At 63.0% G+C, this 17149-nt stretch carries 18 protein-coding genes; 10 read left to right on the forward strand and 8 right to left on the reverse strand.

Features of this window, described 5'->3' with window-relative positions; translation table 11 throughout:
• Nucleotides 1-3 precede the first annotated feature (3 nt).
• A complete protein-coding gene (locus ACQKPZ_RS19735; protein ID WP_016712430.1) occupies nucleotides 4-279 on the reverse strand; it encodes a polyhydroxyalkanoic acid system family protein in 276 nt (91 codons plus the stop codon).
• 124 nt (nucleotides 280-403) lie between these two features.
• Here ACQKPZ_RS19735 and ubiE point away from each other — a divergent pair, with 124 nt between their 5' ends.
• The 10 genes from ubiE (at nucleotide 404) to ACQKPZ_RS19785 (ending at nucleotide 8196) form a co-directional block, all read left to right on the forward strand.
• Entirely contained in the window at nucleotides 404-1174 is a 771-nt protein-coding gene (gene ubiE, locus ACQKPZ_RS19740; protein WP_346645069.1) for a bifunctional demethylmenaquinone methyltransferase/2-methoxy-6-polyprenyl-1,4-benzoquinol methylase UbiE, read from the forward strand.
• The gene (locus ACQKPZ_RS19745) at nucleotides 1174-1797 is read left to right on the forward strand and encodes a ubiquinone biosynthesis accessory factor UbiJ (protein WP_391126318.1); all 624 of its coding nucleotides are present in this window, start codon (nucleotides 1174-1176) and stop codon (nucleotides 1795-1797) included. Before ubiE ends, ACQKPZ_RS19745 begins: the two co-directional genes overlap by 1 nt.
• Nucleotides 1794-3413, forward strand: a complete 1620-nt coding sequence (gene ubiB / locus ACQKPZ_RS19750; protein WP_427541304.1) for a ubiquinone biosynthesis regulatory protein kinase UbiB — start codon at nucleotides 1794-1796, stop codon at nucleotides 3411-3413. Before ACQKPZ_RS19745 ends, ubiB begins: the two co-directional genes overlap by 4 nt.
• 71 nt (nucleotides 3414-3484) lie before the next feature.
• Entirely contained in the window at nucleotides 3485-3877 is a 393-nt protein-coding gene (gene hisI / locus ACQKPZ_RS19755) for a phosphoribosyl-AMP cyclohydrolase (RefSeq protein WP_391126324.1), read from the forward strand.
• 1 nt (nucleotide 3878) lies between these two features.
• Nucleotides 3879-4214, forward strand: coding sequence for a phosphoribosyl-ATP diphosphatase (locus tag ACQKPZ_RS19760; RefSeq protein WP_391126327.1), 336 nt, complete (start codon nucleotides 3879-3881; stop codon nucleotides 4212-4214).
• Between the two features lie 160 nt (nucleotides 4215-4374).
• Entirely contained in the window at nucleotides 4375-4647 is a 273-nt protein-coding gene (locus ACQKPZ_RS19765; RefSeq protein ID WP_300028217.1) for a twin-arginine translocase TatA/TatE family subunit, read from the forward strand.
• Between the two features lie 3 nt (nucleotides 4648-4650).
• Entirely contained in the window at nucleotides 4651-5028 is a 378-nt protein-coding gene (gene tatB, locus ACQKPZ_RS19770; RefSeq protein WP_403197176.1) for a Sec-independent protein translocase protein TatB, read from the forward strand.
• Nucleotides 5025-5813, forward strand: coding sequence for a twin-arginine translocase subunit TatC (gene tatC / locus ACQKPZ_RS19775; protein WP_427541307.1), 789 nt, complete (start codon nucleotides 5025-5027; stop codon nucleotides 5811-5813). Before tatB ends, tatC begins: the two co-directional genes overlap by 4 nt.
• Nucleotides 5810-6517 carry a 16S rRNA (uracil(1498)-N(3))-methyltransferase gene (locus ACQKPZ_RS19780; RefSeq protein WP_427541310.1) on the forward strand — a complete coding sequence of 236 codons (708 nt, stop codon included), beginning with the start codon at nucleotides 5810-5812 and terminating at the stop codon, nucleotides 6515-6517. Before tatC ends, ACQKPZ_RS19780 begins: the two co-directional genes overlap by 4 nt.
• 101 nt (nucleotides 6518-6618) lie before the next feature.
• Entirely contained in the window at nucleotides 6619-8196 is a 1578-nt protein-coding gene (locus ACQKPZ_RS19785; protein ID WP_427541313.1) for a methyl-accepting chemotaxis protein, read from the forward strand.
• 125 nt (nucleotides 8197-8321) lie between these two features.
• Here ACQKPZ_RS19785 and ACQKPZ_RS19790 read toward each other — a convergent pair whose 3' ends face one another.
• The 7 genes from ACQKPZ_RS19790 to pip form a co-directional block, all read right to left on the reverse strand.
• Nucleotides 8322-9056 carry an amino acid ABC transporter ATP-binding protein gene (locus ACQKPZ_RS19790; protein ID WP_391126659.1) on the reverse strand — a complete coding sequence of 245 codons (735 nt, stop codon included), beginning with the start codon at nucleotides 9054-9056 and terminating at the stop codon, nucleotides 8322-8324.
• Complete coding sequence (locus ACQKPZ_RS19795; protein WP_391126339.1) at nucleotides 9049-10011, reverse strand: amino acid ABC transporter permease; 963 nt, start codon at nucleotides 10009-10011, stop codon at nucleotides 9049-9051. Before ACQKPZ_RS19795 ends, ACQKPZ_RS19790 begins: the two co-directional genes overlap by 8 nt.
• Before the next feature lie 79 nt (nucleotides 10012-10090).
• Complete coding sequence (locus ACQKPZ_RS19800; RefSeq protein WP_391126662.1) at nucleotides 10091-10888, reverse strand: transporter substrate-binding domain-containing protein; 798 nt, start codon at nucleotides 10886-10888, stop codon at nucleotides 10091-10093.
• 237 nt (nucleotides 10889-11125) lie between these two features.
• Complete coding sequence (gene mdoH, locus ACQKPZ_RS19805) at nucleotides 11126-13699, reverse strand: glucans biosynthesis glucosyltransferase MdoH (protein WP_427541316.1); 2574 nt, start codon at nucleotides 13697-13699, stop codon at nucleotides 11126-11128.
• Nucleotides 13692-15371 carry a glucan biosynthesis protein G gene (locus ACQKPZ_RS19810; protein WP_427541349.1) on the reverse strand — a complete coding sequence of 560 codons (1680 nt, stop codon included), beginning with the start codon at nucleotides 15369-15371 and terminating at the stop codon, nucleotides 13692-13694. The genes mdoH and ACQKPZ_RS19810 overlap by 8 nt, the downstream gene beginning before the upstream one ends.
• A 323-nt stretch (nucleotides 15372-15694) precedes the next feature.
• Nucleotides 15695-16132 carry a D-aminoacyl-tRNA deacylase gene (gene dtd, locus ACQKPZ_RS19815; RefSeq protein WP_427541319.1) on the reverse strand — a complete coding sequence of 146 codons (438 nt, stop codon included), beginning with the start codon at nucleotides 16130-16132 and terminating at the stop codon, nucleotides 15695-15697.
• Complete coding sequence (pip, locus tag ACQKPZ_RS19820) at nucleotides 16129-17100, reverse strand: prolyl aminopeptidase (protein WP_391126347.1); 972 nt, start codon at nucleotides 17098-17100, stop codon at nucleotides 16129-16131. Before pip ends, dtd begins: the two co-directional genes overlap by 4 nt.
• Between the last annotated feature and the right edge of the window lie 49 nt (nucleotides 17101-17149).

Here is a 17149-nt window from a genome sequence, read left to right on the forward strand (position 1 = left end):
GCGTCAGGCCAGCGCCTTGTCCAGCGCCCGCTCGATTTCACCCTTGATGGTGCCGCTCATCATCGACAGCATCATGCCGAGCTTCAGCTCCACGCGGATGCTGTCTTCGCCAATGTGCACGCTGCCGTTTGCACCGCTGCGTGCCACATCGACACGGTCACCGTTCCAGGTGGCCTTGAGGTCGTATTCACGGCTGAGCTTGTCGACCAGCGCTTCGGCCTTGGCCCGGGCGGCATCGCGGCCGAGGGAGTGTTTGCGTTCGACGCTGATCTGGGTCATGCGGGCGTTCCTGAAGATGAAGACATAATTGGCATTATGCCCGCCCCTGCCCACTGGCACACCCCGCCAAGACAAATCCGCCCGTTCGCCCTAGAATGGCGGTAATTTTTTCCGGTGAAGCGATATGAACGACCAGCGCAAAGGCGACCACGCCGAACCCACCACCCACTTTGGCTACCAGGACGTGCCTGAAAGCCAGAAGGCGAAGAAAGTCGCCGAAGTGTTCCACTCGGTGGCAGCCAAGTACGACCTGATGAACGACGTGCTGTCCGGCGGCATGCACCGCCTGTGGAAGCGCTTTACCATCGAACTGTCGGGCGTGCGCAGCGGCAACCGGGTGCTGGATATCGCCGGCGGTACCGGTGACCTGGCGGCCAAGTTCTCGCGCCTGGTCGGCCCGACTGGCCAGGTGGTGCTGGCCGACATCAACGACTCGATGCTCAAGGTTGGCCGTGACCGCCTGCTCGACCGTGGCGTGGCCGGCAACATCGAGTTCGTACAGGCCGACGCTGAAAAGCTGCCGTTCCCGGACAACCACTTCGACTGCGTGACCATCGCCTTCGGCCTGCGCAACGTCACCCACAAGGACGAGGCCATCCGTTCGATGCTGCGGGTGCTCAAGCCCGGCGGCCGCCTGCTGATCCTGGAATTCTCCAAGCCGACCAACAAGCTGATGTCCAAGGCCTACGATGCCTACTCGTTCGCCTTCATGCCGCTGGCCGGCAAGCTGATCACCAATGACTCGGAGAGCTACCGTTACCTCGCCGAATCGATCCGCATGCACCCCGACCAGGAAACGCTGAAAAGCATGATGGTCGAGGCTGGTTTCGACCGCGTCACCTACCACAACATGACCAGCGGCATCGTTGCCGTGCACCGGGGGATCAAACCCTGATGCTGCTGGCCGGGCTGCTCGCCAGCGTCGAACATGGTCTGAACCGCGTCCTGCGCATGGACAGCACCGCCCTGCCGCGGCTGGCTGCGCTGGAAGGCAAGGTCATCGAGATCGACTGCCGCCAACCGGCCTTGCAGGTGTTCATCCTGCCCGATGAAGAAGGCCTGATGCTCGCCGCCCACTGGCAAGGCGAGGTCGACTGCAGCCTGCGCGCACCGGCCGGCAGCCTGGCGCAACTGGCCCTGGCCCGGGACAAGACCGCCGTGCTGCACAGCCCGCAGGTCGAACTGCATGGCGACAGCGCCGTGCTGCTCGACCTGTTCGGTGTATTACAGGACCTGGAGCTGGACTGGGAGCACGAGCTGCAACGCTGGCTTGGCCCGGTCGCAACGGCCATGCTGGCCGGCCATATCCGCCTGCGCGCACGCTGGACCCGCCAGGGCCTGGCGCGCTTCAGCCAGAACCTGTCCGAGTACCTGGCCGAAGAGTCCCGCACCCTGGTAGGCAAGCGCGAAGCCGAAGCCGCCTTCAGCGAACTCGATGCACTGAAGCTCGATACAGAACGCCTCGAGGCGCGCCTCAAGCGCCTTTCCCGATCCCTTGATACCAGCGATAACGCATGAAGCTGCTCGCCGTCCGCCGTCTTTTTCGCATCCAGCGTGTGGTGATCCGCTACCGTCTCGATGACCTGCTGTTCGACCTGCCGCTGCCCTGGTGGCTGATGAGCCTGCGCCTGCTGATGCCCTGGCGCTGGCTGCCGCGCAAGCCGTCCGAGCTGAGCCGCGGCGCGCGCCTGCGCCTGGCACTGCAGGACCTGGGGCCGATTTTCATCAAGTTCGGCCAGTTGTTATCCACCCGCCGCGACCTGCTGCCCAACGACATTGCCGATGAGCTGATGCTGTTGCAGGACCGTGTACCGCCGTTCGACCCCAAGCAGGCCGTGGCACTGATCGAGGCGCAGCTGGGCGCCCCGGTAACGCAGCTGTTCAGCCGCTTTGACGTAGAGCCGCTAGCCTCGGCCTCGGTCGCCCAGGTACACGCCGCACGCCTGAAAACCGGCGAAGAAGTGGTGGTCAAGGTGGTGCGCCCGGGCCTGAAGCCGGTCATCGCCCAGGACCTGGCCTGGCTGTTCCTGATCGCCAAGGCCGCCGAGCGCGCCTCGGCAGATGCCCGCCGCCTGCACCCGGTGGAAATCGTCGGCGACTACGAGAAAACCATCTACGACGAGCTCGACCTGCTGCGCGAGGCTGCCAACGCCAGCCAGTTGCGGCGCAATTTCGAAGGCTCCGAGCTGATGTACGTGCCCCAGGTCTACTGGGACCTGTGCCGCCCCAAAGTGCTGGTGATGGAGCGCATCTACGGCGTGCCGGTGACCGACATGGCCACCCTGGCCGACCAGCGCACCGACATGAAACTGCTGGCCGAGCGTGGTGTGGAGGTGTTCTTCACCCAGGTGTTCCGCGACAGTTTCTTCCATGCCGACATGCACCCAGGCAACATCTTCGTCAGCACGGTCAAGCCGTGGAGCCCGCAGTACATTGCCATCGACTGCGGCATTGTCGGCAGCCTGACGGCCGAAGACCAGGACTACCTGGCGCGCAACCTGATCGCGTTCTTCAAGCGTGACTACCGCCGCGTCGCCCAACTGCACATCGACTCGGGCTGGGTGCCGGCACACACCAAGGTCAACGAATTCGAAGCGGCGATCCGCACCGTGTGCGAGCCGATCTTCGAAAAACCGTTAAAGGATATTTCCTTCGGCCAGGTGCTGATGCGCCTGTTCCAGACCGCGCGGCGCTTCAACATGGAAGTGCAGCCGCAACTGGTGCTGTTGCAGAAAACCCTGCTCAACATCGAAGGCCTGGGGCGCCAGCTGTACCCTGACCTGGACCTGTGGAGCACCGCCAAGCCATTCCTCGAACGCTGGATGCGCGACCGCTACAGCCCCAAGGCGGTGTTCGGCAACATTCATGGCCAGGTCGAGCAACTGCCGCATCTGGCCAACATGGCCCGTGACCTGCTCGAGCGCCTGTCGCAGCCGCACCTTCACGACCCGCAACTGCCGGAACGCCGCCGCCAGGGCGACCGCTGGGCCCTGCGCCTGCTGGGCGCCGGCCTGCTCGGTGGTGGCGCGGTGCTGGCCGCGGGCGCTGCCGAGGCTGCCAGCCTGGCCGCCCCTGCCGCCTGGCCGGCCTGGCTGATGCTGGCCGCGGGCGTTTACCTGATCGTGCGCCAATAGCCAGCCGCTCCCGTGGCTGGCACACTAGCGCAAAGGGCCCGGTACAGGAGCGGGCCGTTCTGGAGTCGACAATGAAAGACTGGCTGGACGAGATCAAGTGGAACAGCGATGGCCTGGTACCGGCAATCGCCCAGGACCACAAGACCGGACGCGTATTGATGATGGCGTGGATGAACCGCGAATCGCTGGCACTGACTGCCGCTGAGCAACGTGCCATCTACTGGTCGCGTTCGCGTGGCAAGCTGTGGCGCAAGGGCGAGGAGTCCGGGCATGTGCAGAAGCTGCATGAACTGCGCCTGGACTGCGACGCCGACGTGATCATCCTGATGGTCGAACAACTGGGCCATATTGCCTGCCATACCGGCCGTGAAAGCTGCTTCTACCGGGTCTTCGAGGACGGCCAGTGGAAAGTCGTCGACCCGGTCCTGAAAGACCCGGATGCCATCTACAGCGCAGGACACTGACATGAGCGACACCCTCAACCGCCTGGCCGAAGTGCTTGAAGAACGCAAGCAAGCGGCGCCCGACAGCTCGTACGTGGCCAGCCTGTACCACAAGGGCCTGAACAAGATCCTTGAAAAGCTCGGCGAAGAGTCGATCGAGACCATCATCGCCGCCAAAGATGCGGCCGTGAGCAAGGATTACAGTGATGTCATCTACGAAACCGCGGACCTGTGGTTTCATAGCCTGGTGATGCTCAGCGCGCTGGGCCAGCATCCACAAGCCGTGCTCGATGAGCTGGACCGCCGCTTTGGGCTGTCCGGGCATGATGAGAAGGCCGCACGCCAGCCTTCTGCCTGACGCCCCCTGTGGGAGCGGGTTTACCCGCGAAGAATGCAACGCGGTGCATGGCACCGGCTCCGCCGGTGTTCGCGGGTAAACCCGCTCCCACAGTGGAACGCGCCGTCGGAACGATTTATTGAGCCCTGCAGGGCCAACACACATTTTTCAGGAGTACGAAATGGGTATCTTTGACTGGAAACACTGGATCGTCCTGCTGGTGGTCGTAGTCCTGGTGTTCGGCACCAAGAAGCTGAAGAACTTCGGCAGCGACCTGGGTGAGTCGATCAAGGGCTTCCGCAAGGCCATGAACGACGAAGAGAACAAGCCGGCCGAGCAAACCCCGCCGCCAGCCCAACCTGTGCCACCGGTCCAGAACACTGCCCAGCAGCAACAGGGCCACACCATCGAAGGCCAGGCCCAGCCGGTCCAAGAGCCGCAGCGGAAAGACTGACCCATGTTCGGCATCAGTTTCAGCGAGCTGCTGCTCGTCGGCCTTGTCGCCCTGCTGGTGCTCGGCCCCGAGCGCCTGCCGGGTGCCGCGCGCACGGCAGGCCTGTGGATCGGCCGGCTCAAGCGCAGCTTCAACAGCATCAAGATGGAGGTCGAGCGCGAAATCGGTGCTGACGACATCCGCCGTCAGTTGCACAACGAGCACATCCTGCAGATGGAAGAGGAAGCCAAGCGCATCCTCAACCCGATGACGCCGCCGGCGCAGCCTCCTGTGACCACGGCCAGCGTGCAGCCGCCTGCCGGGCTTGAGGCCAGGCCGGTTGATACTCCTGCCGCCCCGGCCACACCTTCTGAACCGCCTCAACCACCGCGAGCCCCATGAGCGAAAATCCGGAACACGACCAGCCCATGCCGCTGGTTTCGCACCTGACCGAACTGCGCACCCGCCTGTTGCGCTGCGTTGCCGTCATTTTCCTGATCTTTGCCGGGCTGTTCTCCTTCGCCCAGCAGATCTACACGCTGGTCTCGGCGCCGCTGCGCGACCATTTGCCGGCCAACGCGACGATGATCGCCACTGACGTGGCCTCGCCGTTCCTGACGCCGTTCAAGCTGACCATGATCGTGTCGCTGTTCCTGGCGATCCCGTTCATCCTGCAACAGATCTGGGGCTTTATCGCACCCGGGCTGTACCGCCATGAAAAGCGCATTGCCATTCCGCTGCTGGTGTCGAGCATTCTGTTGTTCTACGCCGGTATGGCCTTTGCCTATTTCCTGGTGTTCCCGCTGATGTTCAAGTTCTTTGCCGCCGCCACCCCGGCAGGCGTTGCAATGATGACCGACATCGCCAACTACCTCGACTTCGTGATGACGCTGTTCTTCGCCTTTGGCGTGGCCTTCGAAATCCCGGTGGCGGTTGTGCTGCTGGTGTGGATCGGCGTGGTCGACGTGAAGTACCTGAAGAAGATCCGCCCTTACGCGATCATCGGCTGCTTCGTGGTCGGCATGGTGCTTACCCCGCCAGACATCTTCTCCCAGACTTTGCTGGCCGTGCCCATGTGGCTGCTGTTCGAAGTCGGCGTGCTGTGCGGCAGCCTGATCCGCAAGCGTAGCGCCCACGACGAAGAAGCCAACGACCACAACGACCAACCACCAGCGACCCAACCGTGAATCTGTTGCTCCTTGAAGAGGCCGACTTCGTCTCGGCCGACCGTGTCGTTCTTGCTGACCGGCGCTTTACCCACATGCAGGAAATCCACCGTGTTGCGGTGGGCGACAACCTGCGCGTGGGCCGCGTCAACGGCCGGATGGGCAAGGCCACGGTGCTGCGCCTGGAAAAGCACGAAGCCGAACTTGAAGTGGCCTTCGACCAGCAGCCACCGGCCAAGCTGCCGCTGACCCTTGTACTGGCCGTGCCAAGGCCAAAAATGCTGCGCCGGTTGTTCCAGACCGTAGCCACCCTGGGCGTGCCACGGCTGATCCTGGTAAACAGCTACAAGGTCGAGAAAAGCTTCTGGCAAACGCCGTTCCTGCAGCCGCAGAGCATTCGCGAAAACCTGATCCTGGGCCTTGAGCAGGCGCGTGATACGGTGCTGCCTGAGGTCATCATCGAAAAGCGCTTCAAGCCCTTCGTCGAAGACCGCCTGCCCGCCATCGCCGACGGCACCCTCGGTCTAGTCGGCCATCCAGGCCCCTACCCCGCCTGCCCGCGCGCCGTGGAGCAGGCCGTAACCCTGGCAATTGGCCCCGAAGGTGGCTGGATCCCCTATGAAGTCGACCTGCTGGGCAAGGCCGGACTGGCGCCGGTACAGTTGGGTGACCGCATATTGCGCGTCGAGACGGCGGTAACAGCGCTACTTTCGCGTATTTTCTGACGTAAACGTCACTTTCTCGCCCATCAAGTTTCCCCCTCCTGGGCCGATGGCCTTGGCAACACTACAACTATTTGTGCTGCCAAGCCGCCCGGGAGTCGTACATGTATCAATGGTTAGCCCAATCGCTGGGCAATGTGAGCGTCAACCGCAAACTTGGGCTGGGCTTCGGCCTGGTGCTGCTGTTGACCCTGGCCATCACCCTGACCGGCTGGCACGGTATGGACAGCATCATCGACCGTGGCGACAAGCTGGGGAACATCTCGGTGATCCATCAGTACACCCAGGACTTGCGTATCGCTCGCCAGCACTATGAACGCAACCGCGACAACGTAGCCGTGGCAGAGCTGGAAAAAGCGTTGGACGATCTGGAACGCCAGATCCAGCTGATGCTTGGCCAGATCGAAAAGCCCGACGACCAGCAACGCCTCCAGCAGCAGATGACGGCGGTGCGCCACTATCGGCAGGCGTTCGCTGACCTCAAGCAATCGGCTGCCGACCCCGACGCGACGGAGCAGGCCTTACGGCGCATGGCTGAGCAAGGCACGGTACTCTTGCAGACCAGCCAGGCGATGACAGCCTCACAAACCGCAGTGCGCGACGCCGGCGCAGCCCGGGCCAAAACCCTGCTCGCTGCGGCCACTGCGCTGGCCTTGGCTCTTGGCCTGCTGGCCGCCTGGGCCATCACCCGGCAGATCATCATCCCCCTGCGCCAAACCCTGCGCGCCGCCGAGCGCGTAGCCAATGGCGACCTGACCCAGAACCTGCCGGTGCAGCGCCGCGATGAGCTGGGACAGTTGCAAGCCAGCATGCAGCGCATGACCCAAGGCCTGCGTGAACTGATCGGCGGCATTGGCGATGGCGTCACGCAGATCGCCAGCGCCGCCGAACAGCTGTCGGCAGTCACCGAGCAGACCAGCGCCGGGGTGAACAACCAGAAGGTCGAGACTGACCAGGTGGCGACTGCCATGAACCAGATGACCGCCACTGTGCACGAGGTGGCACGTAACGCCGAGCAGGCCTCGGAAGCGGCACTGATGGCCGACCAGCAAGCCCGTGAAGGTGACCGGGTGGTGGGCGAAGCTGTCGCGCAGATCGAGCGGCTGGCGGGCGAAGTGGTGAACTCAAGTGAAGCGATGAACCAGCTCAAGGCCGAAAGCGACAAGATCGGCAGCGTACTCGACGTGATCAAGTCAGTTGCCCAGCAGACCAACCTGCTGGCCCTTAACGCTGCAATCGAGGCTGCCCGTGCTGGCGAAGCCGGGCGTGGCTTTGCCGTGGTCGCCGACGAAGTGCGCAGCCTGGCCCAACGCACCCAGCAGTCGACCGAAGAGATCGAAGAGCTGATTGCCGGCCTGCAAAGTGGCACCCAGCGGGTGGCCAGCGTGATGGACAGCAGCCGCCAGTTGACCGACAGCAGTGTCGAGCTGACGCGCCGAGCGGGCAGTTCGCTGGAGACCATTACCAGGACGGTGTCGTCGATTCAGGCGATGAACCAGCAGATCGCTACGGCAGCGGAAGAGCAGACGGCGGTAGCCGAGGAGATCAACCGCAGCGTGATGAACGTGCGGGATATTTCCGACCAGACATCGGCGGCCAGTGAAGAGACGGCCAGTTCCAGCGTGGAATTGGCGCGTTTGGGGACCCACTTGCAAGGGTTGGTGGGGCGGTTCAAGCTCTAACCTGAGGGGTGGCTTGCCTGTGCTGGCCTCTTCGCGGGCATGCCCGCTCCCACAGGTATCGCGCAGGTTTCACGGGCTGCGCAGTACCTGTGGGAGCGGGCGTGCCCGCGAAGAGGCCGCTGCGGTTACAGCACCTGGCGCAGGAACGCCTGCGCACGTGGGTCTTTCGGTGCATCGAAGAAGGTCTGCGGCGAGGCATCTTCCAGCAGCTTGCCATGATCAAAGAACAGCACCCGATCAGCCACTTCACGGGCAAAGCCCATTTCGTGGGTGACGCAGACCATGGTCATGCCTTCCTGGGCCAGGGTCTTCATCACATCCAGCACCTCGCCGACCATTTCCGGGTCCAGTGCAGAAGTCGGTTCATCGAACAGCATGACCTTGGGCTCCATGCACAAGGCGCGGGCAATCGCTACACGCTGCTGCTGGCCACCGGAAAGCCGTGACGGGTACTCGTTGGCCTTCTGTGCAATACCGACCTTTTCCAGCAACGCCCGGGCCTTGGCCTCACGGTCCGCCTTGTTGCGCTTGCGCACCACCTTCTGCGCCAGGCACAGGTTTTCCAGCACGGTCATGTGCGGGAACAGGTTGAAGTGCTGGAACACCATGCCGACTTCGCGGCGGTAGGCGTTGATGTCGGTCTTCGGGTCGGCCAGTTGCAGGCCGTCGATGGCTACAAAGCCTTCGTCGAAATGCTCCAGGCCGTTCAGGCAGCGCAGGAAGGTCGACTTGCCCGAACCCGACGGGCCAAGCACTACCACCACTTCGCCCTTGGCGACCTGGGTGGTGACGTTATCCACAGCCCGCACCACATGGCCACGGGTATCGAAGACTTTCAGCAGGTCACGGACTTCAATCACTTTGCGCAAGCCTCCGCTCAAGCCGGCTGGCAATGTGCGACAGCGGCAGGTTGATCAGCAGGTACAGGCCTGCCACGCAGAACCAGATCTCGAAAGTCGAGAAGGAGGTGGTGATGGCCTCGCGGCCGCTCTTGGTCAGCTCGGTTATGGCGATCACCGAGACCAGCGAGGTGTCCTTGACCAGGCTGATGAACTGGCCGGCCAGCGGCGGCAGCACGCGCTTGAATGCCTGCGGCAGGATCACGTGGCGCATCGACTGGCCAGCGTTCAGGCCCAGCGAGCGGGCGGCTTCGTTCTGGCCCTTGGCGATGGACTGCACGCCAGCACGGACGATTTCGGCCACATAGGCGCCGGTGAACAGCGCCAGTGCCGCCACGCCGGCGAACTCGCGTGACAGGTTGAGCACGGTGCCGATGAAGAAGTAGAAGATGAAAATCTGCACCAGCAGCGGCGTGCCGCGCACCAGCTCGACATAAACGGTCGACAGGTCACGCAGGGTCGGGTTGTTCGACAACCGGCACAACCCGGCGAACAGACCAATCACCAGGCCCAACGCCCCGGATACCACCGACAGCCACAGCGTGGTCCACAAGCCCCAGGCCAGCGGGCCGGCGGCCCAATGGCGGGTTACACCGATCTGGTCGCCTTCGGCAACATCGTCGCCACGGCTCAGTTGCAGGCTGTCCTTGGCCACGTCGAGCACTTGCTCATCGCCGTTTTCATCCTTCAGCGTGACGCGGGCGTTATCGCCGGAGATGACGATTTCCTGAACGGTGCCGTAACCGGCAGCACGCTGTGTGTCTTCAGCCTTGTAGGCGAAGTACTGCGGTACGCGGTTCCAGCGCCATTCGTAGGACATCATTGAGGTGGCCAGGTACAGGCTGACTGCCAGGCCCACCAGCACCAGGGCGGTCAACCCGTGCCAAGGCCACTGGGCTTTCTTGTGTTTGATCACGTGGGGTACTTCCGTAAATGCGAACGCGCAGGGTTTGCCTGCGCGTCTGGGTCATAAAGCCGGGCTTTTGGCCTGGGCCTTATTCCATTTCCTTCAGCCAGTCCTTGTTCTTGAACCACTTGTCGTGAATACGATCGTAGGTCCCGTCATGCTTGATCTGGTGCAGGAAGTTGTTGATGAAGTTGATGCTGTCGTAGTCGCCTTTCTTCAGGCCAAAGGCCAGCGGCTCGTAGGTGAAGGGTTCTTCGAGGAACAGCAGCTTGCCAGCGCCGGCCTTCTCTACCGCTACCACGTTGTACGGCGCGTCATAGACAAAGGCGTCAGCCTTGCCGTTGACCACATCCATCACCGCTTCCTGCTCGTTGTCGTAGCCGTGGTACTTGGCTTTGCCGATCAGCTTCTTGGAGACCATTTCACCGGTAGTGCCCAGCTTGGAGGTCAGGCGGTACTTTTCGTTGTTCAGGTCTTTGTACGACTTGATCTCGCCAGCCAGCTCCTTGCGGATCAGCAGGGTCTGGCCAACCACGATGAAGGGTTCGCTGAAGTTCAGGCGCAGGTTACGCTCCTGGGTCAGGGTCATGCCGCTGCCGATCATGTCGAACTTGTCGGTCAGCAGGGCCGGGATGATGCCGTCATAGGCAGTGGAAACAGCCTCGAACTTCACGCCCATGGACTTGGCCATGGCTTTGAGGATATCGACTTCGAAGCCGATGATCTCACCACGCTTGTTGGTCATCTGGAACGGCATGTAGGTTGGGTCCATGCCCACCTTCAGGGTGCCGCGCTTGACCGCGTCATCGATGGCGCCTGCCTGGGCCGCAGTTACAGCGACCAGGGCGGTTACACCGACCATCAGCCGCGAAAGGTATTTCTTGATCATCACCAAGTCCCCTAGCAAGAAAAGTAGCGAATCTTATTGTGTTGGCACGGCCGTACCGGCCGGTGCGTCGTATCGGAATGGGATGCTAACGCATGGCGGCCCGGGGACCTAGCGCTGGGGGGGACTTTGTTGGCCAAAATCGGCCTGGGCCCTGAAAAGCTTCGCGGGTGAACCCGCTCCCACAAGGCACTGCACAGCCCCTGTGGGAGCGGGTTCACCCGCGAATAGGCCCGGTCAGGCGCCGACGAGTGTCGGCTGGCCTTCGTTTTCCGGGTGCAGCGGCAACAGCGGTGAATGCGGGTCGTTCTTGATCGACGCACGCCACACATCGATCCATGCCGCATTGTGCTCTGCCCACACCTGCTCGTGCAGGCGGGTCAGCGCCACCGGGTCGCTAAGCAGGGCCAGGCGGGTATTGAGGTCCAGCCCTTTCGGCCCGACCTCCACCGCCTTGGCCACGCGCTCGGCACGCAGCGCCTCGATTGGCGCCGCCTGACCATGACGGGCAGTGGCCATGGCACAGGCCAGGGCGTTCTGCCGCGGGTCGACCACGGCCCGCACGAAGCCGTCATGCAGGGCATGCCAGCGGTTTTCGTGGGTGTACTGGTCAGTGGCCAGCAACTCCTGCGGCGTGGCGTATTCCTCGGGGATGAGGAACAGCTTCTCGTCCTTGGCCGCCAGGCCCAGGCGGGTGCGGCTGGAGATCACCGAAACCGGAATCGACAGCACCAGCGAGCCCACAATCGGCGCCAGCCACCACAGGAAGCTTGGGTTCAACCAGGCCACCAGCCCAGCCCAGGCAATGCCCAGCAGGGTTTGCGGGCCATGGCGACGCACAGCCTCGCTCCACGGTGTGGAGTCGTCGTCACGCTGCGGCGAGTTCCAGGTCGCGGCCCAGCCGAGGAACGCGGCCAGCACGAAGCGGGTGTGGAAGATCATGCGCACCGGTGCCAGCAGCATGGAGAACAGCATCTCCATCAGCATCGACAGGGTCACCTTCACCCGCCCACCGAACTCGACGGCACCCTTGGCCCAGATCAGGATGATGCTGAGCAGTTTGGGCAGGAACAGCAGCACGATGGTGGTGGAGAACAGCGCCACGGCCTTTTCCGGGTGCCACTGCGGCCACAGCGGGTACAGCTGGTACGGCTCGATGAAGTACTGCGGCTCCATCAGGGTGTTGGTCGCCAGCAACGCGGTCGACAGCACCAGGAACAGGAACCACAGCGGCGCCGACAGGTACGACATCACCCCGGTGAGGAACACCGCACGGTGCACCGGGTGCATACCCTTGACCAGGAACAGGCGGAAGTTCATCAGGTTGCCGTGGCACCAGCGGCGGTCACGCTTGAGCTCGTCGAGCAGGTTGGGCGGCAGTTCCTCGTAGCTGCCCGGCAGGTCATAGGCGATCCACACGCCCCAGCCGGCACGGCGCATCAGCGCAGCTTCGACGAAGTCGTGGGAGAGAATCGCACCGGCGAACGCGCCCTTGCCCGGCAACGGGGCCAGGGCGCAGTGCTCGATGAACGGCTTCATGCGGATGATTGCGTTGTGGCCCCAGTAGTGCGACTCGCCCAGCTGCCAGAAGTGCAGGCCGGCCGTGAACAGCGGGCCGTATACGCGGGTGGCAAACTGTTGCATGCGGGCGTACAGGGTGTCCATGCCCGAGGCTTTCGGCCCGGTCTGGATGATACCGGCGTCCGGGTTGGCCTCCATCAGGCGCACCAGGCTGCTCAGGCATTCGCCGCTCATGACGCTGTCGGCGTCGAGCACGACCATGTACTTGTACTCGCCACCCCAGCGACGGCAGAAGTCGTCGAGGTTGCCGCTCTTGCGCTTCACCCGGCGCCGGCGGCGGCGGTAGAAGATGCGGCCGAAGCCTTTGGTTTCGCGGCACACGTCCAGCCAGGCCTGTTGCTCGGCCACGGCAATGTCGGTGTCGTTGGTGTCGCTAAGCACGAAGAAGTCGAAACGGTCGAGGTTGCCGCTGGCGGCCACCGACTCGAACGTTGCGCGCAGGCCGGCGAACACGCGCGGCACGTCTTCGTTGCAGATCGGCATCACCAGTGCGGTACGCGCCTCGGGCGCAATCGGCTCGTTGCCGGCGCTGCTGCCCGAAATCTTGTACTTGTCACGCCCGGTGAGTAGCTCGAGGAAGCCCATGAGCGCGGTCCAGAAGCCCGCCGACACCCAGCAGAACAGGATGCCGAAGAGGATCAGGATGGACGTCTGCAAGGCATATGGCCACACCTGGACGACGGTTTGCCACAGTGACTGGTTGACGATTTCGTCCATGTCGACGAACGACCAGCCCTGGTACGGCAGGATGCCCTTCATGTACCAACCGGCGACGATGGTCTGGCCGATCATCAGGGCCAGCAGGATGTAGCGCCGGATCGACCCGACCGTGCGCCAGCGCGCCGGCGGCAGCTCACGCTTGGGTGGCTGCGGGGCATTGGTGCGGCCGGTCATGCGCCGCCACATGCGGATCAGGACGTTGGTGCGCCACGGTTCTGGCACCACTTTGGTGCGTTTGATTGGTGGGGCGATCTTCAGGCACAGCCGGCCGCTGCCGTCGACGCCGAGCATTTCGGCGTCTTCCAGCTCGGCGGCGCTGCCCACGGTCAGGCGTGGGCCTACCGAGGCCTGCACGGCCTCGGCAGCGTCGACGGCCGGGTTGGCCGCCAGGCGTTGGTGCAGCTCACTGAACGACGTGCAACTGGCGAGCTCCGCCCGTTGCTCGTCACTCAGTGGTAGGTGAGCCAGATACTCGCCAAGCGATACTGGCCTTGCGCTTGAGTTACTCATCGGCAGGCAACTGATAGCTCCAGGTCTCGGTCAGCACCTTCTCGGTGGTGGCCGGGGCCCCATTGGTGGGCGCCGCATCGGCGGCAGGTTGTTCGGCCTTGGCAGGTTGCTCGGCCTTGACGGCTTTCTCCGCCTTGGCATGCTTGGCTGCGGCCTTGTCCTGCTTGGCTTCCTGGGCAGGCTTGGCGGGTTCGACCGGCACATCACGCACCAGCGCGGCACGCATTTCAGTCGATTTGTTGGCTTCCTTGACCTTCAAGCGCAGGGTCAGGCGCCAGCCTTTGGTCTCTGGGTTATAGCGCAGATTGTTCTCGACCACCTCGGCGTTGTCGTCCACGCTGATCTGGCTGCGCACGGCGGTATCTTCGGGCAAGGCGGCCAATGCCGGGCCGGTGAAGTCGACCAGGAAGGCCACGCTGCCGTCTGGCTGGCGGATCAGGTTGGACTGTTTGACGTCACCCGTGGAACGCAGGGTCTGCTTGACCGAACCCAACTCAGGCGCCTGGAACTTCGCCTCGTTGATGGTCCAGTGCAGGCGGTAGGCGTACTCAAACGGCTTGCCTGGTTCCGGCAGCTTTTCCGGGCTCCAGAAGGCAACGATGTTGTCGTTGGTTTCGTCGGCAGTCGGAATTTCGACCAGGTCAACGGTACCTTTGCCCCAATCACCCTTCGGCTCGATCCAGGCGCTTGGGCGTTTCTGGTAGTTGTCGTCGAGGTCTTCATAGTCACTGAAGGCACGCTGGCGCTGCATCAGGCCGAAACCACGCGGGTTCTCGACACTGAAGTTGCTCACGGCCAGGTGTTTCGGGTTGTTCAGCGGGCGCCAGATCCACTCGCCATTGCCGGCATGAATCGACAGGCCTTCGGAGTCATGCAGGGCCGGGCGGTAGTTGAGCACTTTGGACGGCTGGTTGGGGCCGAACAGGTACATGCTGGTCAGCGGTGCGATACCCAGGCGGCTGACCTGGTCACGCAGGAAGACCTGGGACTGTACGTCGACCACGGTATCGTTGCCCGGGCGCAGGGTCAGCTTGTAGGCACCGGTGGAGCGCGGCGAATCCAGCAGGGCGTAGATCACCAGGTGCTTGTCGGCCGGCTTGGGTTTTTCAACCCAGAACTCGGTGAAGCGCGGGAATTCCTCGCCCGACGGCAGTGCGGTGTCGATGGCCAGGCCACGGGCCGAAAGGCCGTACACGTGGCCCTTGCCGACCACGCGGAAGTAGCTGGCGCCAAGCAGGGTCATGATCTCGTCCTGCTTGTCGGCCTTGTTGATCGGGTACAGCACGCGGAAACCGGCATAACCCAGGTTCTTGGTGGTTTCCGGGTCGTGTGGCACGTCACCGAACTCGAAGCGGCTCGGGTCGTACTTGATTTCTTCGACCTTGGTGGCGGTGACCTCGTTGATCTTCACCGGGGTATCGAAATGCATGCCCTGGTGATAGAACGACAGCTTGAACGGGGTCTTGTCCTTGGCCCACTCGGCCTTTTCCTGCAGGAAATGGATTTTCTGGTAGTCCGCAAACTTCATGTCGCGGAATACGGCCGGCAGGTTGCTTTTTGGTGCTTCGTACTTCTGGCCGGCCAGATCCTTTGCCTTGGCTGCAACATCGTCAAGATTGAATGCCCACAGCTGGCCCGCGCTCATCAGGCCGACCAGTGCCACACTGGCCATCAGGGCCTTGCGCAGCCCGGTGCCGGGGATTCTTGATGCTTTTTGGGGACTAACAATCACGAGCAACCCTCGCCGAAAACAGATCATGAAACCAACGGCCAGCGACAAATGCCGGGTTGGCGAGCACTGTTCGGACCCCGTGAGGGCGTAATGATTCCCCAAACGGATCCAGACAATGCTCGAGTCAGAGTGAAACGAACCTGCGAACGCAGGTCCATGCAGCGCGCGATTATCCAGCAGGTCGCGTGACAACGCATCAGGCTGGAACAACTATTTATCGTACAAAACCCCTTGTTTTCCTATAAACAAAGGGTTTTTTGACCTCATATTTGTAACATAAATGTTACGGGGCCATCATTCACCAGGTGCACTTGCATGTCTGCACCAAATTGGCCGCTGGCCACGTCGGCATGCCGAGCCTTCGCCTGCTGGAAAAGATAGTCGAACAACTCGGCGCCGAGGGCCGGTGGCGCAGCCGTCGAGAAGCTCGGGCGCATGCCATTGCGGGTGTCTGCCGCCAACGTGAACTGCGACACCAGCAACAAACCGCCGCCGACATCCTTGAGTGACAGGTTCATCTTGCCCTGTTCATCGCTGAACACACGGTAGTTCAGCAGCTTGTGCAACAGTTTATCGGCCTGTTCACGGGAATCTTCAGGCTCGACGGCCACCAATACCAGCAAACCCTGGTCAATGGCCCCGACCACTTCCCCCGCCACCTCTACCCGTGCACCGCGCACGCGCTGCAGCAAACCCCTCATGCTTCTTCCAGGGGCAGGTCGAGCAGGCGCCGGGCCATCTGGTCGGCGGCGCGCACCAGCGCATCGGTGATCCCAGGCTCGGAAGCCGCGTGACCGGCGTCACGGATTACCTTGAGTTCGCTGTTCGGCCAGGCCTGGTGCAGCGCCCAGGCGTTGTCCAGCGGGCAGATCACGTCGTAGCGGCCATGCACGATCACCGCCGGCAAGTGGGCGATTTTCGGCAGGTCGCGGATCAGCTGGTCAGGCTCGAGGAAGGCGTTGTTCATGAAGTAGTGGCATTCGATCCGGGCAATCGACAATGCGCGTTGCGGCTCGGAGAACCGGTCGACCACCAGCGGATTGGGGCGCAGGGTGGCCGTGCGGCCTTCCCAGGTGGACCAGGCCTTGGCGGCGTGCATCTGGGCGATCTGGTCGTTGCCGGTCAGGCGTTTGTGGAAGGCGGTGACCAGGTCGCCGCGCTCTTCCGGGGGAATCGGCGCGATGTAGTCCTGCCAGTAGTCCGGGAACAGGCGGCTGGCACCTTCCTGGTAGAACCACTCGATCTCCTGCGGCCGGCACAGGAAGATGCCACGCAGGATCAGGCCGTGCACGCGCTCGGGGTGGGTCTGGGCGTAGGCCAAGGCCAGGGTGGAGCCCCACGAGCCGCCGAACAGCACCCATTTGTCGATGCCAAGGTGCTCGCGAATGCGCTCCAGGTCCTCGACCAGGTGCCAGGTGGTGTTGTTCTCCAGGCTCGCATGGGGCGTGGAGCGGCCACAGCCGCGCTGGTCGAACGTGATGATGCGGTACAGGTTGGGGTCAAAGTAGCAACGGCTCTGGGCGTCGCAGCCAGCACCCGGGCCTCCGTGGATGAACACCACGGGTAGCCCCTCCGGCGAGCCGCTTTCGTCGACATACAGCACATGCGGCGCTTCCACGGCCAGATCGTGCCGGGCGTAGGGTTTGATCTGCGGGTAGAGGGTCTGCATTGCGCACTCCGTGTGAGGATATTGACTGCCGTTGGGCATCATAAACCTG

Source organism: Pseudomonas sp. NPDC089547 (assembly GCF_050280665.1).
In the GTDB taxonomy this organism is placed as follows: domain Bacteria; phylum Pseudomonadota; class Gammaproteobacteria; order Pseudomonadales; family Pseudomonadaceae; genus Aquipseudomonas.